At 69.5% G+C, this 26,764-nt stretch carries 23 protein-coding genes and 1 pseudogene; 13 read left to right on the forward strand and 11 right to left on the reverse strand.

What is annotated here, in order from left to right:
- Nucleotides 1-44: 44 nt before the first annotated feature.
- From dxs to HNQ73_RS10425, 6 genes and pseudogenes are all read left to right on the forward strand, one after another.
- Nucleotides 45-1,961, forward strand: coding sequence for a 1-deoxy-D-xylulose-5-phosphate synthase (gene dxs / locus HNQ73_RS10400; protein WP_183334771.1), 1,917 nt, complete (start codon nt 45-47; stop codon nt 1,959-1,961).
- A gap of 138 nt (nt 1,962-2,099) precedes the next feature.
- Nucleotides 2,100-2,825: a TlyA family RNA methyltransferase gene (locus HNQ73_RS10405; protein WP_183334772.1), complete on the forward strand. Its 726-nt coding sequence runs from the start codon at nt 2,100-2,102 to the stop codon at nt 2,823-2,825.
- Complete coding sequence (locus HNQ73_RS10410) at nt 2,818-4,083, forward strand: class I SAM-dependent RNA methyltransferase (RefSeq protein ID WP_244650087.1); 1,266 nt, start codon at nt 2,818-2,820, stop codon at nt 4,081-4,083. The genes HNQ73_RS10405 and HNQ73_RS10410 overlap by 8 nt, the downstream gene beginning before the upstream one ends.
- Entirely contained in the window at nt 4,080-5,498 is a 1,419-nt protein-coding gene (locus HNQ73_RS10415) for an FAD-binding oxidoreductase (protein WP_183334773.1), read from the forward strand. The genes HNQ73_RS10410 and HNQ73_RS10415 overlap by 4 nt, the downstream gene beginning before the upstream one ends.
- Nucleotides 5,462-5,944, forward strand: a pseudogene (locus HNQ73_RS10420) (GNAT family acetyltransferase); the annotation flags it as partial. The gene HNQ73_RS10415 and the pseudogene HNQ73_RS10420, both read left to right, overlap by 37 nt.
- Nucleotides 5,945-6,043: 99 nt before the next feature.
- Nucleotides 6,044-6,340, forward strand: a complete 297-nt coding sequence (locus HNQ73_RS10425) for a hypothetical protein (RefSeq protein ID WP_183334775.1) — start codon at nt 6,044-6,046, stop codon at nt 6,338-6,340.
- Nucleotides 6,341-6,343: 3 nt separating this feature from the next.
- Here HNQ73_RS10425 and HNQ73_RS10430 read toward each other — a convergent pair whose 3' ends face one another.
- Nucleotides 6,344-7,099: an SOS response-associated peptidase gene (locus HNQ73_RS10430; RefSeq protein ID WP_183334776.1), complete on the reverse strand. Its 756-nt coding sequence runs from the start codon at nt 7,097-7,099 to the stop codon at nt 6,344-6,346.
- Between the two features lie 195 nt (nt 7,100-7,294).
- Between HNQ73_RS10430 and HNQ73_RS10435 the strand changes: the two genes are divergently transcribed.
- Entirely contained in the window at nt 7,295-7,765 is a 471-nt protein-coding gene (locus tag HNQ73_RS10435; protein WP_183334777.1) for a hypothetical protein, read from the forward strand.
- A 29-nt stretch (nt 7,766-7,794) separates the two neighbouring features.
- Here HNQ73_RS10435 and HNQ73_RS10440 read toward each other — a convergent pair whose 3' ends face one another.
- The 4 genes from HNQ73_RS10440 to HNQ73_RS10455 form a co-directional block, all read right to left on the reverse strand.
- Nucleotides 7,795-8,799, reverse strand: a complete 1,005-nt coding sequence (locus tag HNQ73_RS10440; protein ID WP_183334778.1) for a magnesium transporter CorA family protein — start codon at nt 8,797-8,799, stop codon at nt 7,795-7,797.
- Between the two features lie 82 nt (nt 8,800-8,881).
- Nucleotides 8,882-9,736, reverse strand: coding sequence for an SDR family oxidoreductase (locus HNQ73_RS10445; RefSeq protein WP_183334779.1), 855 nt, complete (start codon nt 9,734-9,736; stop codon nt 8,882-8,884).
- A 3-nt stretch (nt 9,737-9,739) separates the two neighbouring features.
- A complete protein-coding gene (locus HNQ73_RS10450; RefSeq protein ID WP_183334780.1) occupies nt 9,740-10,606 on the reverse strand; it encodes an SDR family NAD(P)-dependent oxidoreductase in 867 nt (288 codons plus the stop codon).
- A 5-nt stretch (nt 10,607-10,611) separates the two neighbouring features.
- Nucleotides 10,612-12,411 (reverse strand): acyl-CoA dehydrogenase family protein, encoded by a 1,800-nt coding sequence (locus tag HNQ73_RS10455; protein ID WP_183334781.1) that lies wholly within the window; start codon nt 12,409-12,411, stop codon nt 10,612-10,614.
- Nucleotides 12,412-12,538: 127 nt separating this feature from the next.
- On the opposite strand from HNQ73_RS10455, the gene HNQ73_RS10460 reads away from it, so the two are divergent.
- A complete protein-coding gene (locus HNQ73_RS10460; protein ID WP_183334782.1) occupies nt 12,539-13,564 on the forward strand; it encodes an L-threonylcarbamoyladenylate synthase in 1,026 nt (341 codons plus the stop codon).
- A 48-nt stretch (nt 13,565-13,612) separates the two neighbouring features.
- Here HNQ73_RS10460 and wrbA read toward each other — a convergent pair whose 3' ends face one another.
- Entirely contained in the window at nt 13,613-14,212 is a 600-nt protein-coding gene (wrbA, locus tag HNQ73_RS10465; RefSeq protein WP_183334783.1) for an NAD(P)H:quinone oxidoreductase, read from the reverse strand.
- A 256-nt stretch (nt 14,213-14,468) separates the two neighbouring features.
- Here wrbA and HNQ73_RS10470 point away from each other — a divergent pair, with 256 nt between their 5' ends.
- Nucleotides 14,469-15,422 carry a LysR family transcriptional regulator gene (locus HNQ73_RS10470; protein ID WP_183334784.1) on the forward strand — a complete coding sequence of 318 codons (954 nt, stop codon included), beginning with the start codon at nt 14,469-14,471 and terminating at the stop codon, nt 15,420-15,422.
- 14 nt (nt 15,423-15,436) lie between these two features.
- Here the strand turns inward: HNQ73_RS10470 and HNQ73_RS10475 are convergent, their stop codons facing one another.
- Nucleotides 15,437-16,681, reverse strand: coding sequence for an MFS transporter (locus HNQ73_RS10475; protein WP_183334785.1), 1,245 nt, complete (start codon nt 16,679-16,681; stop codon nt 15,437-15,439).
- A gap of 114 nt (nt 16,682-16,795) precedes the next feature.
- Between HNQ73_RS10475 and HNQ73_RS10480 the strand changes: the two genes are divergently transcribed.
- The 4 genes from HNQ73_RS10480 (at nt 16,796) to nadC (ending at nt 21,385) form a co-directional block, all read left to right on the forward strand.
- Nucleotides 16,796-17,704 (forward strand): LysR family transcriptional regulator, encoded by a 909-nt coding sequence (locus HNQ73_RS10480; protein ID WP_183334786.1) that lies wholly within the window; start codon nt 16,796-16,798, stop codon nt 17,702-17,704.
- A gap of 200 nt (nt 17,705-17,904) precedes the next feature.
- Nucleotides 17,905-18,963: a quinolinate synthase NadA gene (nadA, locus tag HNQ73_RS10485; RefSeq protein WP_183334787.1), complete on the forward strand. Its 1,059-nt coding sequence runs from the start codon at nt 17,905-17,907 to the stop codon at nt 18,961-18,963.
- The gene (locus HNQ73_RS10490; protein WP_183334788.1) at nt 18,960-20,504 is read left to right on the forward strand and encodes an L-aspartate oxidase; all 1,545 of its coding nucleotides are present in this window, start codon (nt 18,960-18,962) and stop codon (nt 20,502-20,504) included. Before nadA ends, HNQ73_RS10490 begins: the two co-directional genes overlap by 4 nt.
- Nucleotides 20,505-20,527: 23 nt before the next feature.
- Nucleotides 20,528-21,385, forward strand: coding sequence for a carboxylating nicotinate-nucleotide diphosphorylase (gene nadC / locus HNQ73_RS10495; RefSeq protein ID WP_183334789.1), 858 nt, complete (start codon nt 20,528-20,530; stop codon nt 21,383-21,385).
- A 15-nt stretch (nt 21,386-21,400) separates the two neighbouring features.
- Here nadC and HNQ73_RS10500 read toward each other — a convergent pair whose 3' ends face one another.
- The 4 genes from HNQ73_RS10500 to ppdK form a co-directional block, all read right to left on the reverse strand.
- The gene (locus HNQ73_RS10500) at nt 21,401-21,691 is read right to left on the reverse strand and encodes a hypothetical protein (protein WP_183334790.1); all 291 of its coding nucleotides are present in this window, start codon (nt 21,689-21,691) and stop codon (nt 21,401-21,403) included.
- 107 nt (nt 21,692-21,798) lie between these two features.
- Nucleotides 21,799-23,007, reverse strand: a complete 1,209-nt coding sequence (locus HNQ73_RS10505) for a cell wall hydrolase (protein ID WP_183334791.1) — start codon at nt 23,005-23,007, stop codon at nt 21,799-21,801.
- Nucleotides 23,008-23,192: 185 nt separating this feature from the next.
- A complete protein-coding gene (locus tag HNQ73_RS10510) occupies nt 23,193-24,053 on the reverse strand; it encodes a potassium channel family protein (protein ID WP_183334792.1) in 861 nt (286 codons plus the stop codon).
- Nucleotides 24,054-24,059: 6 nt separating this feature from the next.
- Nucleotides 24,060-26,738, reverse strand: a complete 2,679-nt coding sequence (ppdK, locus tag HNQ73_RS10515; protein ID WP_183334793.1) for a pyruvate, phosphate dikinase — start codon at nt 26,736-26,738, stop codon at nt 24,060-24,062.
- Between the last annotated feature and the right edge of the window lie 26 nt (nt 26,739-26,764).

The raw sequence follows: 26,764 nt of genomic DNA on the forward strand, positions 1-26,764 counted from the left end.
TATGTCCGGTTGCAGCCGATGACCCACGCGCGCGAGGGATTGCCGTGCCCGTCGATACGCCGCTGCTCGACACCATCAAGTTTCCGGCGGATCTACGCCGCCTGCCCGAGGCACAGTTGCGACAGGTGGCGGACGAGTTACGCGCCGAGACCATCGACGCCGTCTCGGTCACGGGCGGGCATCTCGGCGCCGGGCTCGGCGTCGTCGAGCTTACGGTGGCGCTGCACTACGTCTTCGACACGCCGCACGACCGGCTCATCTGGGATGTCGGCCACCAGGCCTATCCGCACAAAATCCTGACCGGGCGGCGCGAGCGCATCCGCACCCTGCGCAAGGGCGGCGGCCTCTCGGGCTTCACCAAGCGCGCCGAAAGCGAGTACGACCCCTTCGGCACGGGCCATTCCTCCACCTCCATCTCCGCCGGGCTCGGCATGGCGGTGGCACGCAACCTCAAGGGCGAGAAGCGCAACGTCATCGCTGTCATCGGAGACGGCGCGATGTCGGCGGGCATGGCGTACGAGGCCATGAACAACGCCGGGGCGATGAACGAGCGGCTCATCGTCATCCTCAACGACAACGACATGTCCATCGCGCCGCCCGTCGGTGCCATGTCCGCCTATCTCGCGCGGCTCGTCTCGGGCGGCACCTATCGCACCCTGCGCGAGGTGGGCAAGCAGCTCGCCCGGCGGCTGCCGAAATTCATCTACGAGAAGGCCCAGCGGGCGGAGGAGTTTGCGCGCGGCTTCTGGACGGGCGGCACGCTCTTCGAGGAGCTGGGCTTCTACTATGTGGGGCCGGTCGACGGCCACAACCTCGACCACCTGCTGCCGGTGCTGAAGAATGTGCGCGATGCGGAGGCCGGGCCCATCCTCGTCCATGTCGTGACGCAGAAGGGCAAGGGCTATCCCCCGGCCGAGGCCGCCGCCGACAAGTACCACGGCGTCGTCACCTTCGACGTCGTCACCGGCGCGCAGGCCAAGCCCAAGGCCAATGCGCCGAGCTATACGAAAGTCTTCGCCGAAAGCCTCGTGCGGGAGGCCGAGCAGGACGACCGCATCGTTGCCGTCACCGCCGCCATGCCGTCGGGCACCGGGCTCGACATCTTCGGCAGGGCCTTTCCGCAGCGTACCTTCGACGTCGGCATCGCCGAGCAGCATGCCGTGACCTTCGCGGCGGGGCTCGCAGCCGAGGGCTTCAAGCCCTTCTGCGCCATCTATTCCACCTTCCTGCAGCGCGCCTACGACCAGATCGTCCACGACGTCGCCATCCAGAACCTGCCGGTGCGCTTCGCGCTCGACAGGGCGGGGCTCGTCGGCGCCGACGGGCCGACCCATGCCGGCTCGTTCGACATCGCCTTCCTCGGCTGCGTGCCGAACATGGTCATCATGGCCGCGGCCGACGAGGCGGAGCTCGTGCATATGGTGGCCACGGCAGCGGCCCATGACGCGGGGCCCATCGCCTTCCGCTACCCGCGCGGCGAGGGCGTCGGCGTCGAGATGCCGGAGCGCGGCGTGCCGCTGGCCATCGGACGAGGCCGGATCGTGCGCGAGGGCGGGCGCATCGCGCTCCTTTCCCTCGGCACGCGGCTGGCGGAATGTCTCAAGGCTGCCGAGCAGCTCGAGGCGCGGGGCCTTCCCACCACCGTCGCTGACGCGCGTTTCGCCAAGCCTATCGATGCCGGGCTGGTGCTGGCCCTCGCCCGCGAGCACGAATGCCTCGTCACGGTCGAGGAAGGCTCCATCGGCGGCTTCGGCACGCAGGTGCTGCACCTGCTGGCCCGCGAGGGCGCGCTCGACCGTGGCCTCAAGGTGCGCACCATGGTGCTGCCCGATGTCTTCATCGACCACGACAAGCCGGAACGGATGTATGCGAAGGCGGGCCTCGACGCCGCCGGCATCGTCGCCACGGTTTTTGCCGCGCTCGGTACGGATGCGTCGGATGCAGCGGCGCTGACGGCCTGACCTGCCCTCGCCTCGGCCGGCGTGTCCCTGCGACTGTGCATCCCGCGCGCTGCCATGTCGCGCGGCCCGCCGCTGCTCTATAAGGGCAGCCGATCTCGCAGCGGACACGCTTCCCTGCTCGCCGGACAAGCTCAACCCATGCGTAAACGCGCCGATCTCCTTCTTGTCGAACGCGGCTTCTTCGACAGCCGCGCCAAGGCGCAGGCGGCCATTGCCGCGGGGGGCGTCACGGCCGACGGGCGCCCGGTGCGCAAGGCGTCCGACGCCGTGGCCGTTGACGCGGTCATCGTGGCCGAGGCGCCGCACCCCTGGGTGTCACGGGCGGGCGTCAAGCTGGCGGCGGCGCTCGATGCCTTCATCATCGATCCTGCCGGCCTCGTCTGCCTCGATGTCGGCGCCTCGACCGGCGGCTTCACCGAGGTGCTCCTCACGCGGGGCGCTGCGAAGGTCTATGCGGTTGATGTCGGCCACGGCCAGCTTCACCCGCGGCTCGCTGCCGATCCGCGCGTGGTCTCCCTCGAGGGGCTCGACGCGCGGGAGCTGACCGCCGCCCACGTGGCGGAGCCGGTCGGCCTCATCGTGGCGGATGTCAGCTTCATCTCGCTAAAGCTCGTGCTGCCCGCCGTGACGGGCCGCATCGCGACGGGCGGCCACCTCGTCGCCCTCGTCAAGCCGCAGTTCGAGGCCGGCCGGGCGCACCTCAAGAAAGGCATCGTGCGCGACGAGGCCGTGCGGGCGGCGGTGGTGGAGGAGATCGCCGCCCTGGTGGGCGACCTCGGCCTTGCCGTTCTCGGCACCATGCCCTCCCCCATCGCGGGCGGGGATGGCAACGTGGAATATCTGATCGGGGCGCGCCGTGACTGAGACGCTGACCATCACCCGCCTGGGCGCCCGCGGCGACGGCATCGCAGAAGGACCGCACGGCCCGGTCTACGTGCCCTTCGCCCTGCCGGGCGAGGTCGTGACAGCCGACGTGGAGGGCGAGCGCGGCCGGCTCCTCGGCGTCGAGACGCCATCGCCCGACCGGCAGGCCGCCGAGTGCCCGCTCTTCGGCCACTGCGGCGGTTGCGCCGCCCAGCACATGGCGCCGCTGCCCTACAGCCGCTGGAAGCGTGACATCGTCCTCCGCGCTCTCGCCCATGCCGGCGTCGAGGCCGAGGTGTCGCCGCTCGTCGATGCGCATGGGGCCGGGCGCCGACGCGTGACCTTCCATGCCCGCCAGGTCGAGGGCAAGGCCACCGTCGGTTTCATGGCGGCGCGCAGCCACGCGCTCGTGCGCATCGAGAGCTGTCCTGTGCTGACCCCCGGCCTCGCCTCGGCGCCACAGAAGGCGCGGGCGCTGGCCGGCCTTCTCCTGCCGCGCGGCAAGCCGCTCGATATCCAGGTCACGGACACGTCCGGCGGACTCGACATCGACATCCGCGGGCTCGGCAAGGCCGACGACAGGCTGCGTGCGGCGCTGGTCGACGCTGCCCGCGCGCTCGACCTCGCGCGCCTGTCGCTGCACGGCGACATCCTTATCGAGCGTCGCCCGCCCCTCGTTACGATGGGGCCGGCCGCCGTGGTGCCGCCACCCGGCAGCTTCCTGCAGGCGACCGCAGCCGGCGAGGAGACCCTCGCCGCACTCGTGATGGAAGCCTGCACCGGCGCGCGCCACGTGGCCGACCTCTTTACCGGCTGCGGTCCCTTTGCGCTGCGTCTGGCGCGGCAGGCCAAGGTGCATGCCGTGGAGAACGGCGCCGAGGCCCTCGTGGCCCTGCAGCGGGCCGTGCGCAACACCCAGGGTCTGAAGCCGGTTACCACCGAGGCGCGCGACCTGTTCCGCCGCCCGCTGCTGCCGCCGGAGCTCGACCGGTTCGACGCTGTGGTGCTCGATCCGCCCCGCGCTGGCGCGGAGGCGCAGGTGCGGCAGATCGCGCTCTCGAGGGTGCCGCTCGCCGTCTCCGTCTCGTGCGATCCGGGCACCTTCGCGCGTGATGCCCGCATCCTCGTCGAGGCCGGCATGCAGCCGATCCGGGTCGTGCCGGTCGACCAGTTCCGCTACACCCATCATGTGGAGGTCGTCGGCGTCTTCGCACGCCCGACACAGCAGAAGAAGAAAGGCAAAGGAGGGCGTTCGTGAGCACGGGGACGAAGGAGGATTTCCTGAAGGCACTCACCGAGGTGGTCGGGCCAGGCAATGTGCTGAGCGCGCCGGACGACATCCTGCCCTTCCTGCGCGAGCCGCGCGACCTCTTCCGCGGAGAGGCGCTCGCCGTCGTTCGACCTGGCACGACGCCGGAGGTGGCCGAGGTGATGCGCCGCGCCCGCGCGGCGGGTGTCGCCGTCGTGCCGCAGGGCGGCAACACCGGCCTCGTCGGCGGGCAGATCCCGGACGCGAGCCGGCCGATGGTGGTGCTCAGCCTGCAGAAGCTCGACCGCATCCGCGAAGTCGATGCCCTGACGGACACGATGACCGTGGAGGCGGGCGTCACGCTGCTCAAGGCGCAGGAGGCGGCCGAGGCCGCAGACCGGCTCTTTCCTCTCTCGCTCGCCTCGGAAGGTTCCTGCACCATCGGCGGCAACATCGCCACCAATGCCGGCGGCACCGCCGTCATCGCCTACGGAAACACGCGCGACCTCGTCGTCGGACTTGAGGTGGTGCTGGCGGACGGCCGCATCTGGAACGGCCTCGGCAAGCTGCGCAAGGACAACACGGGCTACGACCTCAAGAACCTCTTCATCGGCTCGGAGGGCACCCTCGGCATCGTGACCGCCGCGGTGCTGAAGCTCTTCCCTCGCCCGAAGGGACGGGCCACCGCGTTCTGCGGCCTCGCCTCGCCGCAGGCGGCGCTCGACCTCCTCGCCCTCGCCAAGGCCGAAGCGGGCAGCGCGGTGACGACCTTCGAGTTCCTGCCGAGGCTCGGGCTCGAGTTCGTGCTGCGGCACGCGCCCGGTACGCGCGACCCACTCGACGGGCCGCACGCCTGGTACGTGCTGATGGAGCTGTCCTCCGCGGCCGAGGGCGGCCTCGACGAGGTGATGGAGCGCATCCTCGGGGAGGCGCTGGAACGCGGAATCGTCGACGACGCCGCCATCGCCGCGAGCCTCGACCAGCGCAACGCCTTCTGGAAGCTGCGTGAGGCACTGTCCGAAGTCCAGCGGTACGAGGGTGGCTCGATCAAGCACGACATCTCCGTGCCGGTGGCGCTGGTGCCGCAGTTCCTCGAGGAAGCGACGGCGGCCGCGGAGGCCCTGGTGCCCGGCTGCCGGCCGCTGCCCTTCGGCCATCTCGGCGACGGCAACGTGCACTTCAACGTCAGCCAGCCGGTCGGCGCCGACAAGCAGGCCTTCCTGGACCGCTGGGAGGCGATGAACGAAGCCGTGCATGCTGTCGTCCTGAAGCATGGCGGCTCCATCTCGGCCGAGCACGGCATCGGCCGCCTCAAGCGTGACCTGCTGCCGGCCGTCAAGGATCCCGTCGCGCTCGATCTCATGCGCAAGCTCAAGGCGGCGCTCGACCCCGACGGTCTGCTCAATCCGGGAGCGATGCTGTGACAGGGCCGTTCACGGCCGGCCCGATGACCGAGGCGGAGCTGCCGGCCGTCGTCGCCCTGTGGCAGGCCGCGGGCCTGACGCGGCCGTGGAACGACCCGGCCGAGGACATCGCCTTCTGCCGCGCCTCGGGCCACGGCGACGTACTCGTGCGGCGTGCGGCCGACGGCGCCATCGTTGCGGCCTGCATGGTGGGCCACGACGGGCACCGGGGCGTCGTCTACTATGTGGCGGTCGACCCGGCCGCGCGCGGAGCGGGCCACGGCCGCGCCATCATGGCGGCGGCGGAGGCGTGGCTCAGGGCGCGCGGCGTGTGGAAGCTCAACCTGCTGGTGCGGGCAGGCAACGAGGCGGTGCAGCACTTCTACGAGCGGCTCGGCTTCGAGGCTCAGCCACGCATCTACATGGAAAAATGGCTCGATCCGGCGCGAAAGCCGCCTCCGCGATAGAAAAGGCGGCCGGCGTACATCCTCCGTTCATCTTGTGCGTTGTTTGATAGCAACGGCGACAGGCAAAGCGCCTCACGATCCACGATGCGGAGATTCGAAATGCCGTCTGTTTCCCTGCCCTTAACCCTGAAGCGCGGTTTGCCCCTCGTCCTCGGCGCCGCGGCAGCGGCGTTTGTCAGCTTCTCCGGCCCTGCCGTGACCTCCGCCGAAGCGCGGACCGTCTGCCGGACGGAACGGGTATGCACGCAGCCGCGGCCGGTGCGCGAGGTCGTCACCCACTGCCGCATGGTGCGCCGCCCCGGCATGGCGCCCCGCCGCGTGTGCGAGGACGAGGTGCGCTGGGTGCGCCGCGGCCCGCCGCGTTGCAAGATGGAGCGTGTCTGCCGGCGCTACTGAGCCTCAGCCGCCGTCTCCGAACAGCGACAGCTGCGTATCGGGCGGGCGCTTGCGCCCGCCTTTTTGCTGGCCGCGGGCGGCGGTCGGCGGTTCGCCGGCCGCAGGTTGCTGCACCGTCGCGTCGTCGCGACGCGCATCGTTGAGGTTCGCTGAAACGGGGCGCATCGTCAGCAGGTCGTCCGGCGCAGGCCGCACGAGGCCGAGCGCCTCGAGGCCGGGCTGCGAGCAGTCGAGCCACAGCCCGGCATCATTCGCGGCGATGATGACAGGCATGCGCGGGTGAAGTGACGCGAGCGCGCCGTTGGCACTGGTCGTGACGATGGCGACAGTGTCGATCTCGCTGCCGTTCGGGCTCGCATAGGTCTCCCAGACGCCGGCAAAGAGCATGAGGCCGCCATCGGCGCGCTCGATCATGAAGGGCGTGGTTTTCGTCCCGTCCCGGCGCCATTCGTAGAAGGCGCTGGCCGGCACGAGACAGCGGCGGTGGCGGGCGGCCGTGCGAAAGGCCGCCTTCTGCACGAGCGTCTCGCCTCGGGCGTTGAACAGCAGAGGCATCGCCGCCGGATCCTTCGCCCAGGCGGGAATGAAACCCCAGCGCATCAGGGCAAAGTGCCTGCGGCCCGCAGTGTCGGCCGTGACGACGCCGATCGGCTGGGTCGGCGCGATGTTGTAGCGCGGCGGAAAACTGACCTCTTCCTCATAGCCGCACTCGGCGCGCACCAGCTCGGGAAGGAGTGTCAGCGCGAAGCGTCCGCACATGGGGATTCCTGACTGTTACGAATTTGTTTGCTTGATGATGCCACAGTCTGGTGATGGCAAAGGCTGGGCAAGACTCACGCGGGCTCGGCATGGTGTTGTGCACAGAAGCGTCGTGCACCCGATTGCGCAGTTGAAGGACGAGGGACGGAAGTGGCTGCGGGCATGTCCACGGGCACAGGCAGGGATGACGGCGACATGCCCACGCAGGCGCCCCCCGCGCCGTCCCTCTCCACCGACTTCCTCAACCAGTACAACGAAGTGCTGATGATCATCGAGCTCGTGGCCGATGATGCGGAGCTGATGGAGACGCTCGACGAATGGCAGCCGCGCAGCTACCGGCAACACTTCGCCAAGCACGCGCAGCTGCGCTTCGCTGAGGATGCGCTGAAGGCCTACGAGGCGCTGGCGCCGGAGCGCCGGCTCGCCTTCGAGAACCTGCGCCTTGCCATGGACGACGTGGTGACTGGCACCATCCGCGCGCTGAAGCAGGCCGGCGATGTCGAGGAACGCGCGACCATCGCCGCCACCGCCTCCTCCCTGCTGCGGCGCATGATCGAGGCCGCCGCCAGCTTCATCCGCACCGAAGGGCGCGACTGGCGCAGCTTCAGCTACGCTGAGATGCAGGGCACCATCGACCGGCTCATGGCCCGCTGGGGGCGCGGCTGAGGAAAGGCCGCGCCACGGGCGCCCGGCGCTCACAGCCACCGTTTCCAGCGGAAGAAAAGATAGGGCGCGATGGCCGCCACCAGCATGGCGAGGAGCGCCGCCGGATAGCCGTACCACAGGTCGAGCTCTGGCATGACCCGGAAGTTCATGCCGTAGATCGACGCAATCAGCGTCGGTGGCATGAAGACCACAGCCATGACCGAGAACAGCTTGATGATGTTGTTCTGCTCGAGGTTGACCAGGCCGAGCGTCGCATCGAGGAGGAACTGGATCTTTCCCGCCTGGAAGCTCGCATGTTCCTCCAGCGACTGCAGGTCGCGCAGGGTGGTGCGCACCTGCTCGCGCAGCTCGACCGGCACCCGCGTGGCGCGGTAGACGACCGAGAGGAATAGCAGCAGCCGCTCAATGGAGACGAGACTTTCGCGGCTCAGGGAAATCAGCGTGCCGTAACGGCCGAGATCGCGCAGCGTCTTCTGATATTCCCCATGGCGGCCGACCGTTTTGTCGGCCACGTCGAAGACGTCGCGGGAGATCCTGTCGATGCTGCTGGCTGTCGCCTGCAGGATCTCGGCCAGCCGGTCGATGATGGTCTCGATGAGACCGGCAAAGACCTCCTCCGCGCTCGCGCCGCAGCCGCCCGGCTTGCCGGCCCGGTGCGCGAACATGGTGAAGGCGCGCGGCTCCTCGTAGCGCACGGTGACGAGAGTCGAGCCCTTGAGGATAAAGGTGACGGCCGTGATGTCCGGATCGGCGCTGTCGGCGGCATAGAGCAGGCGCACCGTCATGTAGCGTGCGCCGTTCTCGCTGTAGAGCAGCTCGGAGGGCTCGATGTCCTCCATGTCCTCGCGGGTCGGGATCTCGATGCCCAGGTGTTGCTCGACCACCCGGTCCTCCGCGTGGGTCGGCGCCACGAGATCGATCCACACGGCATCGGCCGGAAGCGGCTCGCCCGGCGGCAGAATGTACCGCTCGAGCCGGCAGACGTCCGCGGCGTCCTGCTTCGTGCGGTCGACCATGCGGTAGACGACGATCATTTCCTGCGCTCCGCCAGTCTCGAACGGCTCTGTTGTCTAGCCCATCCGGCGCACGGGAGAAATCCGGCAGGCACAGCCGCCTTCAATGGGCCGAACCGGGAGGCGGGGGCGTATCGTCCGGCACGAAGAAATCCGGCATCAGGGGCTTCGTGGGATCGACGCGGTACTGCTCGAAGTCCGTCACACCCTCAGCCGCGAGCACGAGGTCGTCAATGAGGAAGTGGCCCGAGAAGCTGCGCGCGGGCTTGTTGAAGATGGCATAGGCGGCATCCGCCATGATCTCGGGCGTGCGGCTCGCCTCCATCATCGCCTCGCCGCCCAGGAGGTTGCGGATGGCGCTCGTCGCGATGGTCGTGCGCGGCCACAGCGCATTGACGGCGATGCCCCTGGGTCGCAGTTCACCAGCGAGGCCGAGCACGCACAGGCTCATGCCGTACTTGGCGATGGAATAGGCAAGATGAGGGGCGAACCACTTCTCCTTCATGTCAAGCGGCGGCGACAGCATGAGGATGTGCGGGTTCTCCGCCTTCTCGAGATGGGGAATGGCGTATTTCGACACCATGAAGGTGCCGCGCGTGTTGACCTGGTGCATCAGGTCAAAGCGCTTCATGTCCGTCTCGAGCGTGCCGGTGAGCTGGATGGCGCTTGCATTGTTGACGACGATGTCGATGCCGCCGAAGGTCTCGGCCGTCTGGGCGATTGCGGAAGCCACCTCGTCCTCGTTGCGCACGTCCACGACGAGCGGCAGCGCCCGCCCGCCCGCAGCCTCAATATCGGCGGCAGCGGTGAAGATCGTGCCGGGAAGTTTCGGATGCGGAGCTGCCGTCTTGGCGGCAATGGCGACATTGGCCCCGTCCCGCGCAGCCCTGAGCGCGATGGCGAGGCCGATGCCGCGCGAGGCGCCGGTGATGAACAAGGTCTTGCCGGACAGTGACATGGCTCAATCCTCCCGGTCAGCGGCTCTTTCGGCGATGGAATAGCGCGGCGGGCGACGACCGTCCGCGTCGGTGAAGCCATAGAGGCTGGCGAGGTCGCCAACATGGAGGATCCTGCCCGCGTGACGTGTAACGTCCGCATCGCACGCGAGCGCCGCCACCGCTCGTCCGGCATAGAGCGGAGTTTCCTGGGCCTCCGTCGCCAGGGATGAGCCGGCGACGCGCTCTGTGCGCACGAAGCCGGGTGAAAGGGCGAGCGCCGTCACGCCGTGGGGCGCAAGCTCGCTCGCCATGGCGAGCGTCAGCCGCGCCATCGACGCCATGGCGAGATCGTAGAACACATCGCCGAGATAGGCGCCACCGTCGTCGAAGAGCACGGTGACGAAAAGGCCGGCGCGCGCGCCCGCCATCACAGGCGCGAAGGCCCTGGCGAGAAGCAGCTGGGCGTAGACGCCGCTCTCGAACACGGTGCCGAGGCGCGCCGCCGGCCGGCGCCAGAAGGGCGTGCCCCACGCCGAACCGTCGGGATAGCGCTCGCCGTCGAACCCTTCGTCGCCGCCCCACACGGCATCGACGACGAGATCGACGCGACCGAAGCGGCGCAGCATCCAGGCGACGAGACCGTCGACCTCGCGCTCCACGGTATGGTCGCACCGATAGGGATAGCCGCGGCCGCCGAGCGCCTCGACGAGGCGCGCCGTTTCCTCGATGGTCTCCGGCCGCCCGTCGGTACGCGGCCCGGCCTCGCTCGACCGGCCGGTCACGACCACCGTCGCGCCAGCCTCGGCGAGACCGCGGGCAATGCCGCGCCCCACGCCACGGGACGCGCCGGCGACGACGCAGATGCGGCCGGAGAGAGGCCCACCCGCCACGTCGTTCAGCCCGCGAGGGCTGCCTCGGCGTCGGCGAGAGCGGATGCGCCCGCCATCACAGTCTGCGCGAGGCCGCGCGCGCCGGTGGCAATGTTCTCCGCAAAGAAGCGCGCAAGCGCGATGCGCCCGGCGTGGGCGGGGTTGGTGTCGCCGGCGGCGCGCGCCTCGCTCGCGGCGAGCGCCGCCTTTGCGAGGGCCGTGCCACCCTGGGCGATACCGAAGAGACGCAGATAGGGCGTCGCCGCGGCCAGCACGTCGGCGGAACTGTTGCCGGCAAGCGCCTTGAGGAGGAAGGAGGTGGCATCGTCGAGCGCATCCACCGCCTCGCGCATCCGCGCCGCCGAGGCGCCGAAGGCTTCGTCGCGGCTGGCGACGAGCCGGGCGCCGACCTTGCGCATGTCCGCGATGGCGCCGCGCACGGTGGCGCCGTCGGACAGGGGCAGCTTGCGCATGACAAGGTCGATGGCCTGGATGCCGTTGGTGCCCTCGTAGATCGGCGCGATGCGCGCGTCGCGCAGGTGCTGGGCAGCCCCCGTCTCCTCGACGAAGCCCATGCCGCCGTGCACCTGCACGCCGAGCGAGGCGACCTCGCATCCGATGTCGGTGGAGAAGGCCTTGGCGACGGGCGTCAGCAGCGAGGCGAGCTCGTGCCCCCTGCGACGCGCTTCCGCGTCGCCGCTGAGGCGGCCGCGGTCGATGGCGGCCGCCGTCATCAGGCAGATGCCGCGCGCCGCGTGGGTCATTGCCTTCATCGTGAGCAGCATGCGCTGCACGTCCGGATGGAGGACGAGCGGGCTCATGCCCTCTCCCGCGGCGGCGCCTGGCGCCCGCCCCTGCCGGCGTTCGCGGGCATAGGACAGGGCCTGCTGGTAGGCCCGGTCGGCAATGGCGACGCCCTGCGTGCCGACGGCGAGGCGGGCGTTGTTCATCATGGTGAACATGCAGGCGAGGCCGCGGTTCTCCTCACCGACCAGCCAGCCGACCGCGCCGCCCGCGTCGCCATAGACCATGGTGCAGGTAGGCGAGGCGTGGATGCCGAGCTTGTGCTCGATGGAATGGCAGCGCACGTCGTTGCGCGCGCCAAGTGAGCCGTCGTCATTGACGAGGAACTTCGGCACAAGGAACAGCGAGAGGCCGCGCGTGCCGGGCGGCGCATCCGGCAGGCGGGCAAGCACCAGATGCACGATGTTCTCGGTGAGGTCGTGCTCGCCGTAGGTGATGAAGATCTTCGAGCCCGTGATGCGGTAGGTGCCGTCGTCCGCGCGCTCCGCGCGGGTCCTGACCGCGTTGAGATCGGAGCCGGCCTGCGGCTCCGTGAGGTTCATGGTGCCCATCCACTCGCCGGAGACGAGCTTCGCGAGGTAGCGCCGCTTCAGATCCTCGCTTGCATGGGTCGTGATGGCCTCGACGGCGCCGGCCGTGAGCAACGGGCCGAGGGCGAAGGACATGCATGCGGCGTTCCAGAACTCGACGCAGGCGGTCTGCACCAGGCTGGGCAAACCCTGCCCGCCCCACTCGGGATCGCATGGCAGCGCGTTCCACCCCGCCTCGGTCCAGTCGCGATAGACGTCCTTCCAGCCCGGGGCGGTCGTCACCTCCCCGTCGGCAAAGCGTGCTCCAGCCCGGTCGCCGGGCGCGTTGAGCGGCGCGATACGCTCGGAGGCGAACCGGCCGGCCTCCTCCAGGACCTGCTCCACGAGATCGAGGGAAAGGTCGGGGTACAGCCCTTCGGCGATGCCCTCTTCCAGTCCGGCCACATGCCGCATGGTGAAGGCCAGGTCTTCGACCGGTGCCCGATAGGTCATCGCCGCTTCCTCTTCCTGATCCGTGCGGCCATATGAGACCGCGCATTTTGTGCGTGCCACGCGGCCCATTGACGCGCATCATAAGCCGCGTCAAAGGCTGGCAGGCAAGAGCAGAGACAGTTTAAACGTGAACAATGATCGATCAACGCCCGTTGCGTCCCAAGACGGGCATGGGCAACGTGTCACCGAGCTGCTGACGGCGGACGCCGGCGGTCTGGCCCGCGCGGCCGACCTCCTGCGGCTCGGCCGGCTCGTGGCCTTCCCGACGGAGACAGTCTACGGCCTCGGGGCCGATGCCACCAATCCGCGCGCGGTCGCTGGCATCTACGCGGCCAAGCAGCGCCCCTCCTTCAACCCGCTGATATCGCACCTGCCCGATATCGCGGCTGCCGAGCGGGAGGGCGTCTTCGACGAGGACGCGATGCGGCTCGCCCGCGCCTTCTGGCCTGGCCCGCTGACGCTGGTGGTGCCGCGGGCGGAGACATCGCACATCTGCGATCTTGCGACGGCCGGGCTCGACTCCGTTGCCCTGCGTGTGCCCGGCCTGCCGCTTGCGCGCGACCTGCTCTCCCTCGTCGGCCGGCCGGTGGCCGCGCCGTCGGCCAACCGCTCGGGACGTGTCAGCCCTACCCGGTCCGACCACGTGCTTGCCGACCTCATCGACCGTATCGATGCGGTTATCGACGGCGGCGGAACTAACGTGGGGCTCGAGTCGACGATCGTCTCCTGCCTCAACGGCGAGATGCGCCTGCTGCGTCCCGGCGGTGTGCCGCGTGAGGCCATCGAGGAGGTGCTGGGGCGCACGCTCCTCGATGGCCCCGCATCGAAGGATGAGGAAGCGCCGCGCGCGCCAGGCATGCTCGAGTCCCACTACGCGCCGCGGGCACTCGTGAGGCTTGCGGCGGACGACGTGCGGCCGGGCGAAGGCGCCCTGCTCTTTGGCAGCGGGCGGCCGCGGGGTATCGAGGGGGCGCGCGCCGTCCGCAATCTGAGCGAAAGCGGCGACCTCGTGGAGGCCGCCGCCAATCTCTTCGCGTACCTGCGAGCAATCGACGATGCCGGGGTGGAGGCCATCGCTGTGACCCCCATCCCGGCGCACGGCCTCGGGGAGGCCATCAACGACCGTCTGCGCCGGGCAGCAGCCCCGCGATGAGAAAAGGCCCGGCGAGCCGGGCCTGTCCACGCTGGAAACCGGGACGAGTCAGCCCCTGAGCTTGGCCGCGATCTCGGCGACATGCCGGCCCTGGAAGCGGGCGGCCTCCAGCTCCACGGCGGAGGGCTGGCGGCTGCCGTCGGCACCGGCGATGGTGGAGGCGCCATAGGGTGAACCGCCCTTGATCTCGTCGACGCCGGTCTGTCCGGCGAAGGAATAGGGCAGCCCGACGATGACCATGCCATGGTGCATCAGGGTGGGGATGAAGGTCAGGATGGTCGATTCCTGGCCGCCGTGCTGCGTGGCGGAGGAGGTGAAGACCGAGCCGACCTTGCCGATGAGCGCGCCCTTGGCCCACAGCCCCCCTGTCTGGTCGAGGAAGTTGCGCATCTGCGCCGCCATGTTGCCGAAGCGGGTCGGCGTGCCGAAGATGATGGCATCGTAATCCGCCAGCTCGTCCACGGACGCGACGGGCGCCTCCTGGTCCAGCTTGAAGCCCGCCTTCGCCGCCGCCTCGGCCGGCACCAGCTCCGGCACGCGCTTGACGACGGCATCGGCACCGGCCGAGCGCGCGCCCTCGGCCACGGCCTTCGCCATCGTCTCGATGTGGCCGTAGGACGAGTAGTAGAGAACGAGAACCTTGGTCATGGCGATACTCCTCTGGTTCATTCAGCAAGGGGGAAGGAAATCGGATCAGGCGGCCACGGCTGGCAGCGCTGTCACCGGCGGCAGGGTCGAGACGCGCAGCAGGAAGAGCCCGTAGGGCGCGGTACGCGTGTCGAGCATGATGGCAGCGGCTCCGGGGGCACTGGTTGGGATGGTCACGAACTTCCCGGCATTTTGTGTTTCCCTACGCGCAAAGCTACAAGTATGATCGCAAGCAGAACATTGCGCGGACGCAAGGATGCCGCCAGAAAACGTTCTCGCCTCCACGGCGGCCGTTCACCAGATTTCCTGGGACGATATCCGTCTCGTCAAAGCCATTGCTGAGGCGAAGGGTATGGCCGGCGCTGGCGAGCGGCTCGGCATCAACCATTCCACGGTGTTCCGCCGTCTCGGCCAGCTTGAGGCGCAGCTCGGCGTCAAGCTGTTCGACCGGCACCGGGCCGGCTATGCGCCGACACCGCCGGGGGAGGAGATCACCGCGCTCGCCGAGCGTATCGAGGAGGATCTCGCCAGCGTCTCCATGCGCCTTGCGGGCTGTGCCGTCTCGCCGGCCGGCGAGCTGCGCGTGACCACCAACGACACGCTGCTGATGCACCTGCTGACGCCGGTCTTCGCCGCATTCCGCGAGGCCTATCCCAACATCCGGCTCGACATCGTCATTGGCAACCAGGCGCTGAACCTTTCCAAGCGCGACGCCGACATCGCCATCCGCGCCACGGACAAGCCGCCTGAGACACTCATTGGCCGGCGCCTTGCCACCATCCACTGGGCGCTTTACGGCCGGCGCGAGGATTTTCCCGACGGGGGACACGACCTCGATCTTCTCGCCCTCTTCGAGCGGCCGTGGGTCGCGCTCGGCGACAACTTCGGCATGATACACGTCGCCCGCTACGTCCGTGACAAGGTGCCGGCAGAGAAGATCGTCTACAAGCTCAACACGGTTCTCGGCCTCGCCGAGGCAATCGAGGCGGGCATCGGCATCGGCCACCTGCCCTGCTTCATCGCCGATACGCGCCCCGCGCTGGTGCGTCTGACGGCGCCGGCGCCGGAATTCTCTACCGGCCTGTGGCTTCTGACCCACCAAGACCTGCGCCACTCGCCGCGCGTGCGCGCCTTCCTCGACTTCTGCGGCGCCGAGATCGCCCGGCGCCGCGTCGTCATCGAAGGCGAGAAGCTGTTGCCGGCGCAGTAACGGGGCGGCGGACGCTATGCCGCCTGAGGCACCGCTCGCTCCACCGGCCGCTCCTTGATGGGCAGGTTGATGATGGCCGAGGCGACGCCGAGGGCCACCGACAGCCACCAGACAAAGGTGTAGGAGCCCATGCTCTCGTAGAGGATGCCGCCGAGCCAGACGCCCAGGAAACCGCCCACCTGGTGGGAGAAGAAGGCGAAGCCGTAGAGCATCGCCATGTAGCGCGTGCCGAACATGAGCATGACGAGCGCCGAGGTGGGCGGCACCGTCGACAGCCACAGCAGGCCGATGGTGATGCCGAAGGCGATCGCCGTCACCGGCGTGGCCGGCAGCAGGATGAAGGCGGCGATGGCAAGGGAGCGGCCGAGATAGATGAGCGAGAGCAGCCAGCGCTTCGACATGCGCGAGGACAGGAAGCCCGAGAAGAGCGAACCGGCCGCATTGGCGAGGCCGATGACCGCGAGCGTCCAGCCGCCGACCCACACCGGCAGGCCCGTGTCCTTCAGATATGCCGGCATGTGCGCCGTGATGAAGGCGAGCTGGAAGCCGCAGGTGAAGAAGCCGAGCACGAGGAAGACGTAGCTCGGATGGCGGAAGGCCTCGGCCAGCGCCTGGGCAATGGACTGGGACGGCCCGGCGTTGATGGCCGCCTTCGCCGCCGCGTCGCGAGTGGCCAGTGCCAGCGACAGGGGCAGAACAAGCAGCACGCTCGCGGCGAAGACGAGCAGCGCCATCTCGAACCCGAAGCCCTGGATGAGGGCGTTGCCGATGGGCGGGAACAGGAACTGGCCGAAGGAGCCGGCGGCCGTGCCCGCGCCGAAGGCGAGCGGGCGCCAGCGCTCTGGCAGCAGCTTGCCGAAGGCGCCGAGCACGAGGTTGAACGAACAGCCCGACAGGCCGAAACCGATCATGATGCCCGCGCCGAGGTTGAGAAGGCCGGCGGAGGTGGCATAGGCCATCACGACGAGGCCGGCGGCATAGAGCAGAGCGCCGACGCAGATGACGCGCACTGCGCCGAACTTGTCGGCAACGGCACCGGCGAAGGGCTGGCCCAGGCCCCAGAGGAGGTTCTGGACGGCGATGGCGAGACTGAAGACGTCGCGGCCCCAGCCATAAGCCTCCGTCATGGGGATCTGGAACAGGCCGGCAGCAGCACGCGGCCCGAAGGTGATGAGGGCAATGAGGCAGCCGGCGACGACGATGATCTCCGGCGGGACGGCACGTTGCGCTTCGCGCGACTCGGAAACTGTTTGAGTCATGGAAAGCTCCGGGAGACGCGCCGCTCCATGCGCCGCGACTTGTGCCGCGCAATCTAGCGCCTCACGGATGATAATGATATTGAATGTTTATCATTTTTAACATGATGATTCCGCATGAATCTGGAAGATTTGCGTGCCCTGGTCGCCGTTGCTGAGACGGGTTCCCTCGCCCGCGCGGCGAGCCGCCTGAACATCACCCAGCCGGCCGTGACGCGGCGCCTGCAGCGGCTCGAGGCGGAGCTGAACGCGCAGCTGCTCGACAGGGAGCAGAAGCCGGCCCGTCTGACCGCCGCAGGCGAACACGCCTACCGAGAGGGCGTCAAGGTGCTGAGCGCGGCCGACCAGTTCGCCAGCGCACTGCGCTCGAGCCAGGCCAAACCGCCCCTGCGTATCGGCATCAGCAGCGGCATCGCCGACTCTGTGCTGTCCGTTGGCATTGACGCGGTGCGGCGCACGGTGCCGCAGGCAAAGCTCGTCGTCATGGTGGACTGGACCGAGCGGCTCGTCGCCAAGCTGGCGGCCCAGGAGCTCGACGCCGTCATCGGGATGCGGCGCGGCAGCGCGGCCGACATGCCGGAGCTGTCGCTGTGGCACATCGCATCCGAGGAGGTGGTGGTCGTGGCGCGGGCCGATCATCCGGCCACCGGCTGCATTCCACTCTCCTCGCTCGCGAGGGAAGCGTGGGTCATCAATCCGGACGGCTGCGGCTTCCGCCACCTGCTCGACAGGGCGCTTGCCGCGACCGGCCACACGCTCGACATATCCGTTGAGCTCTGGGGTGTCGACGTGCAGCTCTCGCTTGTCGCCCGCGGCCTCGGCCTCGGCCTCGTCCCGGCCCGGCTCGTCGCGGCCAGCCCCTGGCGCGACCAGCTCAAGGTGCTTGACGTGTCCGACTTTCACGCCCGCCTCGCGGTGTGGATGATCGCGCGACGCAACATCGCCCCCTGCACGGCCCATGCGCTCGCCCGCCTGGAAGAGGCCATCGTCGGCGAGCTGGGACCCGTGGCTGCTGCCGCGGAATAGGGCCGCGAGCAAGCGTCCCGCCCGCGCCCGGCAACGAAGCTGCCGGCGGAAAACCGTCTTTGTGCAGGCACGCGAAGCTGGCCACTGCAGGCGGTTTCTGTTAATATAGTTATGCTCAATATGAGCAAATTCACGACCGCCTCAGCGGTCTATTTGTGTACCATCAATATGCTCAACTTGAGCATATAAGGAGAAGTGCCATGCACGCGGAAGTCGCGCTCCATGGGCCAAATGGCCAAGACGCGCCGCTTGCCTTCACGCCCGAAGTCGAGCGCGCCACGGCCCATCTCTACGAACGCGTGCGCCACATCGTCACGCCTGCCGAGTGGCCGCTCCATGCGCCCTACGTCAAGGCGATCAACGACCTGAAACGGGAGCGCGGCGCCGTCATCCTCGCCCACAACTACCAGTCGCCCGAGATCTACAACTGCGTGGCCGACATCGTGGGCGATTCCCTGCAGCTCGCGCGCGAGGCGGCCCGCATCGAGGCCCGCGTCATCGTGCAGTGCGGCGTGCATTTCATGGCCGAGACGGCGAAGCTGCTGAACCCGGACAAGACCGTGCTGATCCCTGACCGGGAGGCGGGCTGTTCGCTGGCAGAATCGATCACGCCGGAGGACATCCGCCTGCTGCGCGAGCGTTATCCGGGCGTGCCCGTCGTCGCCTACGTCAACACCTCCGCCGCTGTGAAGGCCGAGGTCGACATCTGCTGCACGTCCTCCAACGCCCTCGATGTGGTCGAGAGCCTCGGCGCCCCGCGCGTCATCTTCCTGCCCGATCGCTACCTCGCCGCCAATGTCGCGGCGCAGACGAAGGTCGAGATCATCGCCTGGCACGGCGCCTGCGAGGTGCACGAGCGCTTTACCGCCGAGGACATCGGCGCCCTGCGCGAGATCCACGAGGGCGTGCGCATCATCGCCCACCCCGAATGCCCGCCGGACGTGGTCGCCGCCGCCGACTTCGCCGGCTCGACGGCGCACATGATCGACTGGGTCAAGCGCGAGCGCCCGCGCCGTGTCGTCCTCGTCACCGAGTGCTCGATGGCGAGCAACGTCGAGGCCGAGGTGCCGGATGTCGAGTTCGTGCGGCCCTGCCACTTCTGCCCGCACATGAAGCGCATCACCCTGCCGAAGATCTACGCCTGCCTGCGGGACATGAGCGGCGAGGTCACGGTCGAACCGGAGCTTGCCGCGCGGGCACGCCGCGCCGTCGAGCGCATGGTGGCGCTGGCCGGCAAGCCCTCTGCGGTCGTCCAGTGAGCGGCCCCGTCCTCGTCGTCGGGGCGGGACTGGCCGGCCTCTTCACGGCGCTGAAGCTCGCTCCGCTGCCAGTCATTCTCGTCTCGCCCCACCCCCTCGGCGACGGCGCTGCGTCGTCCTGGGCGCAGGGCGGCATCGCCGCGGCCATCGGCGCCGACGATACGCCGGACCTGCACCTTGCCGACACCATTGCTGCCGGCGCCGGCCTCGTCGTCGAGGAAGCGGCCCGCATCCTCTGCTCCGAGGCGCCGGCGCGCATCGACGACCTCGTCGCGCTCGGCGTGCCCTTCGCCCGGTCGGGCGACGGCCGGCTGAAACCCTCGCGCGAGGCGGCCCACAGCCGTGCCCGCGTGCTCGCCGTCGATGGCGACCGCAGCGGCCTCGCCATCGTCCAGACGCTCATCGCGGCCATACGCCGCACGCCGACAGTCACGGTCATCGAGGGCTATCTGCTTGACGACCTCACGCTCGCAGGCGGACGCGTGCGCGGGGCGACCTTCCGCGCGCGCGACGGCGGGCCGGGCCTCGCCGTCACGGCGCCGGCCACCGTGCTCGCCACCGGCGGCATTGGCGGCCTCTATGCCGTCACCACCAACCCGCCCGGCGCGGTGGGGGCGGGGCTCGCGGCGGCGGCACGGCACGGCGCACTCGTCGCGGACCCGGAGTTCGTGCAGTTCCACCCCACTGCCCTCGACGTTGGCCGCGACCCCGCTCCGCTCGCCACCGAGGCGCTGCGCGGAGACGGTGCCGTGCTCGTGACCCGCGACGGGCGCCGCCTGATGCAGGGCGCGCATCCGGCGCTCGACCTTGCGCCGCGCGATGTCGTGGCGCGCGCCGTCCACGCCGCCATCCTCGGGGGCGACGGGGCCTTCCTCGACGCGCGCACCGCACCCGGCCCTGAGTTCGCCGGGCGGTTCCCGACCGTCCATGCGGCCGCCATCGCCGCCGGGCTCGACCCGACCCGTGATCTTCTGCCCGTCGCGCCCGCCGCCCATTTCCACATGGGCGGCGTCGCCACCGATCTGTGGGGGCGCACCAGCCTGCCCGGCCTCTGGGCGGTGGGCGAAGTGGCCGCCACCGGCGTTCACGGCGCCAACCGCCTCGCCTCCAACTCCCTGCTCGAGGCCGTCGTCTTCGGCGCCCGGACGGCGCAGGACGTTGCACGCACCCTGCGCGACGCGGGCGGGCCGGCCGAGGCTACCATGGCTGACCTGCCCTCCGCCCCAGCGCCGCAGGCCGACCCGGCCGGCGTCGCCGCCCTGCGCCGGACGATGCAGGACCATGTCGGCGTGGTCCGCGACGGCCAGGGGCTGGCGGCAGCGCTCGCCGAGATCAGCGCGATGCGCACGGGCGCCGATCCCGTCCTCGCGACCATGGCCGACTGCGCCTTCCTGATCGCCGCCGCGGCGCTGCTCCGCCAGGAGAGCCGCGGCGGCCACTACCGCGCCGACAGGCCCTTTGCCGGCCCGGCGCAGCGCACCCTGACGACGATCAACGCGCTCGAGGATGCCCTGCAGCCGCGGCTGCGGCAGGCAGGCTGACGCACAAACGAGGAACCTCATCGATGCACTTCGGCAACCCCCTGCTTCTCGCCGACATCGTGCGTGCCGCGCTCGCCGAGGATCTTGGCCGGACCGGCGACATCACGAGCGCCGCCTGCATTCCCGCAGACCGCCGCGCGAGGGCGCAGCTCGTCGCGCGCCGGGACGGCCGCCTCGCCGGGCTCGAGGCGGCGGAAGCCGCCTTCCGCCTGATGGACGGGGGCATCCGCTTTACCGCCCACCGCCAGGACGGCGAGGCGCTTCGCGCCGGAGACGCCCTCGCCACGGTGGAGGGACCGGCCCGCACCATCCTGGCCGCCGAGCGCGTGGCGCTCAACTTTGTCGGCCGCCTCTCCGGCATCGCGACTCTGACGGCCGCCTACGTGGCCGAGGTGGCACACACGCGCGCCTGCATCTGCGACACGCGCAAGACAACGCCGGGGCTTCGGGCGCTCGAGAAATATGCCGTCGCCTGCGGCGGCGGGCTCAACCACCGTTTCGGCCTCGACGATGCCATCCTGATCAAGGACAACCACATCGCTGTCGCGGGCGGCGTGCGGCCTGCGCTGCGTGCGGCCAAGGCCGCTGCGGGCCATCTCGTGAAGATCGAGATCGAGGTCGATACGCTCGAGCAGCTTGCCGAAGTGATCGAGGAAGGGGCGGATGTCGTCATGCTGGACAACATGCCGCCCGCGATGCTGGCCGAGGCGGTCGCCATGGTGGGCGGGCGCATGCGCACCGAGGCCTCGGGTGGCGTGGACCTGTCGACCGTCCGCGCCATTGCCGAGACCGGCGTCGACGCTATCTCGGTCGGCGCCCTCACCCACTCGGCGCCGGTGCTGGACATCGGGCTCGATATCGCCGTGGGCGGCGCGCCCTGACCGGCGCGCCTGCGGCTACCGCGGGCCGTAGATGACCCGCGGCGGCGGCAGCGCCGATTTCGTGACGATGCGCTGCCCGTAATAGTGGCGGTGCACATGGTGACGGCGCGCCGGCCAATAGTCCCTGGCGAAGACCACGCCGCCCGAATAGCGGACGTTTGCGCCGCCGCCGCGCCAGGCGGCAACGGGCCATTCCCCATGGACGCAGCGGTGGCAGCCATCGCTGTAGAAGCCGCCTGCCAGGGCCGCGCCCGGCGCGGCGACCAGACACGCGGCGAGAGCCGCAATTCTCACATGCACGATCATCGACGCCTCCGGCCGGGTATGGCGCCCGTTGCGCTTTCCCGCACGCAACGAAAGGCCGAAAGCGCCGCCGGTGCAACGACAACGCTTCGTTAAGGTAAAGCCGGGGCTCAGCGCTGGCCGGGCCGGAGCTGGTAGAAGACGTGGCGCCCGATGACATCCATCTTCTTCAGGCGCTTGGCCCAGTAGGGACGCACGTAGTTGGCGTGGTAGTGCGTCGCCCCGCCCACGTCGGCGAGATAGGTCGTGCCTTCCGTGACCTCGCGGGCGATGCGTACCGCCCGCCGCCACGCGGCGGCCTCGGTGATACGCAGGGCGCGTCCCTCACAGGCGAAGGAGAACTGGCAGGCCTTGTAGCGGTGGCGGTTCTGGTAGACGACGCCACAGACAGTCGAAGGATAGAGGCCCGACCGTACACGGTTGAGCACCACCTGGGCCACCGCAGCCTGCCCGGCCTCGCTCTCGCCCCGGGCCTCGAAATAGATGGCCTCGGCGAGGCAGCGCTGCTCACTCGACATCCGCTGCGGGTCGATGAGATCGGCGTATTGCGGGCGCTCCCGGTTCTTCTCCATCGCCGAGACACCGTCGCCGATGCGTACGGCGGTATAGGACACGGGCGCGCCGGCGATCTGCATGGGCGTCGCGTCGGCGGGCGCCGGCGTGGCGGAGGCGAGGCTCTCGGCGCGGGAGACGGCGGGGGTTGCCCCGTCCGCGAGCGTGACACCCGTGCCGACGCTTGCCGCGACCGGCGGCGAGCCGGGAGCGAAGGAGCGCTCGGTCATCGTGTCATCGTCCGACCACGGCTCGAAGGCCGCCATGTCGTCCGGCGACGGGATTTCGAGGTCGCCCGGCATGAGGAGGGTGGGCGGCAGCAGGCGCTCGTCGCGCGACAGCAGCATGCGCGAGAGCATGCTGGCGCGCGTCTCGCGCTCGCTGCGGCCGAGACGGCTGAGACTGGGCCGCAGGGGCACCGGCGGGTCACCCTTGAGGGTGCGGTCCACTTCGGGAAAGGCAGGGGGACGCGCCTTCAGTTCGTCGCGCGGCGGCGCCTCGAGGGCAGCCTCCGGATCTGGCTCCGACAGGTGGTCGAGCGCGGCGATGTCAAACAGCTCGCCGGCGCCGCCGGCCGGGCCGCGCATCAGCGCCTCGCCAAGCGCGGCCGAAGACGGCACGAGGGTGGCAAGCCTGGGCGCGACGATGGGCGCGAGCGGGGCGGCGCTGATGCCGCTCGACAGGTCCTGCCCCGCGGTCGCCGTGAACGAGACAAGCATGCCGCCGGCCAGTGCCCACGGCGCGACGGTGCCGAAGATCCAGCCCAATCTCGACCGCCGCCAACGTACACGACGCAAACGCATGTCACCCAACGCCGCTCTCGACCATCGGCGGGACGGGGAGCGTTGCGGCTACGCCACAGGCAAACGCCCGTCCCTCTCGGACAAGGTTATCGCGTCGTAACGTTGAGAGAGGGTTAAGCGGCGCCGGGCGGGCTGTGCCAAAGCGGCTCTCAGTCGGGAAAGCCGTCCGAGGCGATGTTGAGCACGCGCCCGCAGTGCTTGCAGTGCACTGCGTCGGCGTCGTGCCGCTCGAGTCCGCACGCAGGGCAGACATGATAGACTTTGGCCGGCCGGAAGATGGCGCGCGCCAGGTTCACGAACAGCGCCACGCCGACGACCATGGTGACCACGGTCAGCACCCGGCCCACCGTATCCGTCATGACAATGTCGCCGAAGCCGGTCGTCGTCAGCGTGGAGACGGTGAAGTAGAGCGCGTCGAGATAGTTGTTGATGCGCGGGTTGCGGCCGTACTCCCACACGAAGACGACCGAGGTGATCATCAGGATGAACACGGCGAGGTTCACGCCGGCCCTCACCGCCTCCTCGTTCTCGCGATAGGCCGGGAAGACCGCGGCGATCTCGCGCGACATGTAGGGCGACTGCAGGAAGCGCGAGATGCGCAGCAGGCGCAGGAAGGCAAAGTTGTTCGCCAGCACCGGCACGACGAGCGAGAAGATGACGAGCGCATCGATGAGCGATGCGCCACGCAACGGGAAGCGCCATGGCGTCGGCGCGATCGCCATGCGCGCCGCATAGTCGAGGGTCAGGAGCGCCGCCACGAGATAGTCGATCCAGTGGCGGTCGCCCTCCGGGTAGATGACGGTCGCGATCAGGAAATAGAGGATGGTGACGGCATCGAAGCCGATGAGCCCCATCCGGAACCAGAAGCTCGGCCGGCTGTCCCCGAAATAGAGGATCGCCAGATGCCGCCGCCATTTGGCCCGCCTGGGCGAGACGGCTTCTGTGAGAGGGCGGTGCCTGGCCTTCCTGGCCCGGCCGCTGCGCCCCTTCGCCGTCTTGCCCTGCGCCATGACACGTCAGGCCTGGCTCGCAGCCCTCTTGCCGAGGACCGCCTGGGCCGCCGCGAGGCGGGCGATCGGCACGCGGTAGGGCGAGCAGGAGACATAGTCGAGCCCGGCCCCCTCGCAGAAGCGGATCGATTCGGGGTCGCCGCCATGCTCGCCGCAGATGCCCAGCTTCAGGTCGGGCCGCACCGCGCGGCCGCGCTCGGCGGCGAGCTTGACGAGCTCGCCAACACCCTCCTGGTCGAGCGTCACGAACGGATCGGCGGGCAGGATGCCGCCGGCCGTGTAGGCGCCGAGGAAGGATGCGGCGTCGTCCCGGCTGATGCCGAGCGTCGTCTGCGTGAGGTCGTTGGTGCCGAAGGAGAAGAACGCCGCCGTCTCGGCGATCTCGCCGGCGCGCAGCGCCGCCCGTGGCAGCTCGATCATGGTGCCGACCTTGTAGGACACGGCAACGCCCGTCTCGGCCTTCACTGCCTCGGCCATGGCATCGATGCGCCCCTTCACGAGGTCGAGTTCCGCCCGCGTCATGACGAGTGGCACCATGACCTCGACCTCCACCGGCTCGCCTGTGCGCTTGCCCGCCTCGACCGCCGCCTCGAAGATGGCGCGCGCCTGCATCTCCGCAATCTCGGGATAGCGCACGGCAAGGCGGCAGCCGCGGAAGCCGAGCATCGGGTTGAACTCGGACAGCTCGCTGGCGCGGCGGCGCAGCTTGTCCTCATCCACCTTCAAGCGGGCCGCCACCTCGGCGATCTCCGCGTCGGTGTGGGGCAGGAACTCGTGCAGCGGCGGATCGAGCAGGCGGATCGTCACCGGCAGGCCCTGCATGATGGTGAAGAGCTCGATGAAATCGGCCCGCTGCATCGGCAGGAGCTTGGCGAGGGCGGCGCGACGGCCGGCCTCGTCGTCGGCGAGGATCATCTCGCGCACCGCGATGATGCGGTCCCCCTCGAAGAACATGTGCTCCGTGCGACACAGGCCGATGCCCTCGGCGCCGAAGCTGCGCGCGGTCTTGGCATCGAGAGGCGTCTCGGCATTGGCCCGCACCTTCATGCGGCGCACGCTGTCTGCCCAGCCCATGAGGGTGGCAAACTCGCCGGAGAGCTCGGGCTCGAGCATCTTCACCTCGCCCGCGAGCACCTGCCCTGTGGCGCCGTCGATGGTGATGATGTCGCCCTTCCTGAAGGTCTGGCCGGCGGCCAGCATCACGCCCGCGCGGTAGTCGACGCGGATGGACCCGGCGCCCGAGACGCAGGGCTTGCCCATGCCGCGGGCGACGACGGCAGCGTGCGAGGTCATGCCGCCGCGCGTCGTCAGGATGCCCTCGGCAGCGTGCATGCCGTGGATGTCCTCGGGGCTCGTCTCGATGCGCACGAGGATGACCTTGCGGCCGGCCTTCTTGGCCTCTTCCGCCTCCTCCGAGGAGAAGACGATCTCGCCGCAGGCCGCGCCTGGCGAGGCCGGCAGTCCCGTGGCGATGACGCGTCGCTCGGCCTTGGGGTCGATGGTCGGGTGCAGGAGCTGGTCGAGCGCGATGGGGTCGATGCGGGTGATCGCTTCCTCACGGGTGATCAGCCCCTCATTGGCGAGATCCACCGCGATCTTGAGGGCGGCTCTGGCCGTGCGCTTGCCCGAGCGCGTCTGCAACATCCACAGCTTGCCTTCCTCGACGGTGAACTCGAGGTCCTGCATGTCGCGGTAGTGGCGCTCGAGCAGCTCGTAGATGCGCACCAGCTCGGCGTAGGCTTCCGGCATCGCCTTTTCCATCGACGGCTTGTCGGAGCCGGAGGCAATCCGCGCCTTCTCGGTGATGTCCTGCGGCGTGCGGATGCCCGCCACCACGTCCTCGCCCTGGGCGTTGATGAGGAACTCGCCATAGAGCTCCTTCTCGCCCGTGGAGGGGTTGCGAGTGAAGGCCACGCCGGTCGCCGAGGTCTCGCCGCGGTTGCCGAAGACCATGGCCTGCACGTTGACAGCCGTGCCCCACGAGGCCGGGATGCCGTGCAGCTCGCGGTACTTGATGGCGCGGTTGTTCATCCAGGAGCCGAAGACGGCGCCGATGGCGCCCCACAGCTGCTCCTTGGGATCCTGCGGGAAGGGCTTGCCCAGCTCCTTCGCCACGATTTCCTTGTAGCGCGCGACGAGGACCTGCCAGTCCTCGGCCAGGAGGTCGGTGTCGAGCTCGTAGCCCTTGCGCGCCTTGTAGTCCTCCAGCGCCTCCTCGAAATGGTGGTGCTCCACGCCGAGCACCACGTCCGAATACATGGTGATGAAGCGGCGGTAGCTGTCCCAGGCGAAGCGCTGGTCCCCGGACGCGGCGGCGACGGCGGCGACCGTCACGTCGTTGAGGCCGAGGTTGAGCACGGTGTCCATCATGCCCGGCATCGACGCGCGGGCGCCGGAGCGGACGGAGACGAGCAGCGGGTTGCGGGCATCGCCGAAGGTCTTCCCGGTCAGGCGGCCGACGTGGGCGAGAGCCTCCTCGACCTGGGCGGGAAGATCTTCGGGATAGCTGCGGTCGTGGTCGTAATAATAGGTGCAGACTTCGGTGGTGATGGTGAAGCCGGGCGGCACCGGCAGCCCGAGGTTCGACATTTCCGCAAGGTTGGCGCCCTTGCCCCCAAGCAGGTTACGCATCCCCGCCTCGCCTTCGGCCTTGCCATCGCCGAAGGTGTAGACCCATTTAGTCATCACCGACCCCGTTCGTGGTCATTTTC

It is taken from the genome of Chelatococcus composti (assembly GCF_014201415.1).
GTDB classification, from domain to species: domain Bacteria; phylum Pseudomonadota; class Alphaproteobacteria; order Rhizobiales; family Beijerinckiaceae; genus Chelatococcus_A; species Chelatococcus_A composti.

Excerpts from the sequence above, each read along its gene's own strand:
- HNQ73_RS10405 (WP_183334772.1), top strand. The coding sequence starts at position 2,100 with ATGCGTAAACGCGCCGATCTCCTTCTTGTCGAACGCGGCTTCTTCGAC.
- HNQ73_RS10425 (WP_183334775.1), top strand. The coding sequence starts at position 6,044 with ATGCCGTCTGTTTCCCTGCCCTTAACCCTGAAGCGCGGTTTGCCCCTC.
- HNQ73_RS10430 (WP_183334776.1), bottom strand. The coding sequence starts at position 7,099 with ATGTGCGGACGCTTCGCGCTGACACTCCTTCCCGAGCTGGTGCGCGCC.
- HNQ73_RS10435 (WP_183334777.1), top strand. The coding sequence starts at position 7,295 with ATGCCCACGCAGGCGCCCCCCGCGCCGTCCCTCTCCACCGACTTCCTC.
- HNQ73_RS10440 (WP_183334778.1), bottom strand. The coding sequence starts at position 8,799 with ATGATCGTCGTCTACCGCATGGTCGACCGCACGAAGCAGGACGCCGCG.
- HNQ73_RS10445 (WP_183334779.1), bottom strand. The coding sequence starts at position 9,736 with ATGTCACTGTCCGGCAAGACCTTGTTCATCACCGGCGCCTCGCGCGGC.
- HNQ73_RS10455 (WP_183334781.1), bottom strand. The coding sequence starts at position 12,411 with ATGACCTATCGGGCACCGGTCGAAGACCTGGCCTTCACCATGCGGCAT.
- wrbA (WP_183334783.1), bottom strand. The coding sequence starts at position 14,212 with ATGACCAAGGTTCTCGTTCTCTACTACTCGTCCTACGGCCACATCGAG.
- HNQ73_RS10470 (WP_183334784.1), top strand. The coding sequence starts at position 14,469 with ATGCCGCCAGAAAACGTTCTCGCCTCCACGGCGGCCGTTCACCAGATT.
- HNQ73_RS10475 (WP_183334785.1), bottom strand. The coding sequence starts at position 16,681 with ATGACTCAAACAGTTTCCGAGTCGCGCGAAGCGCAACGTGCCGTCCCG.
- HNQ73_RS10480 (WP_183334786.1), top strand. The coding sequence starts at position 16,796 with ATGAATCTGGAAGATTTGCGTGCCCTGGTCGCCGTTGCTGAGACGGGT.
- nadA (WP_183334787.1), top strand. The coding sequence starts at position 17,905 with ATGCACGCGGAAGTCGCGCTCCATGGGCCAAATGGCCAAGACGCGCCG.
- nadC (WP_183334789.1), top strand. The coding sequence starts at position 20,528 with ATGCACTTCGGCAACCCCCTGCTTCTCGCCGACATCGTGCGTGCCGCG.
- HNQ73_RS10500 (WP_183334790.1), bottom strand. The coding sequence starts at position 21,691 with ATGATCGTGCATGTGAGAATTGCGGCTCTCGCCGCGTGTCTGGTCGCC.
- HNQ73_RS10510 (WP_183334792.1), bottom strand. The coding sequence starts at position 24,053 with ATGGCGCAGGGCAAGACGGCGAAGGGGCGCAGCGGCCGGGCCAGGAAG.
- ppdK (WP_183334793.1), bottom strand. The coding sequence starts at position 26,738 with ATGACTAAATGGGTCTACACCTTCGGCGATGGCAAGGCCGAAGGCGAG.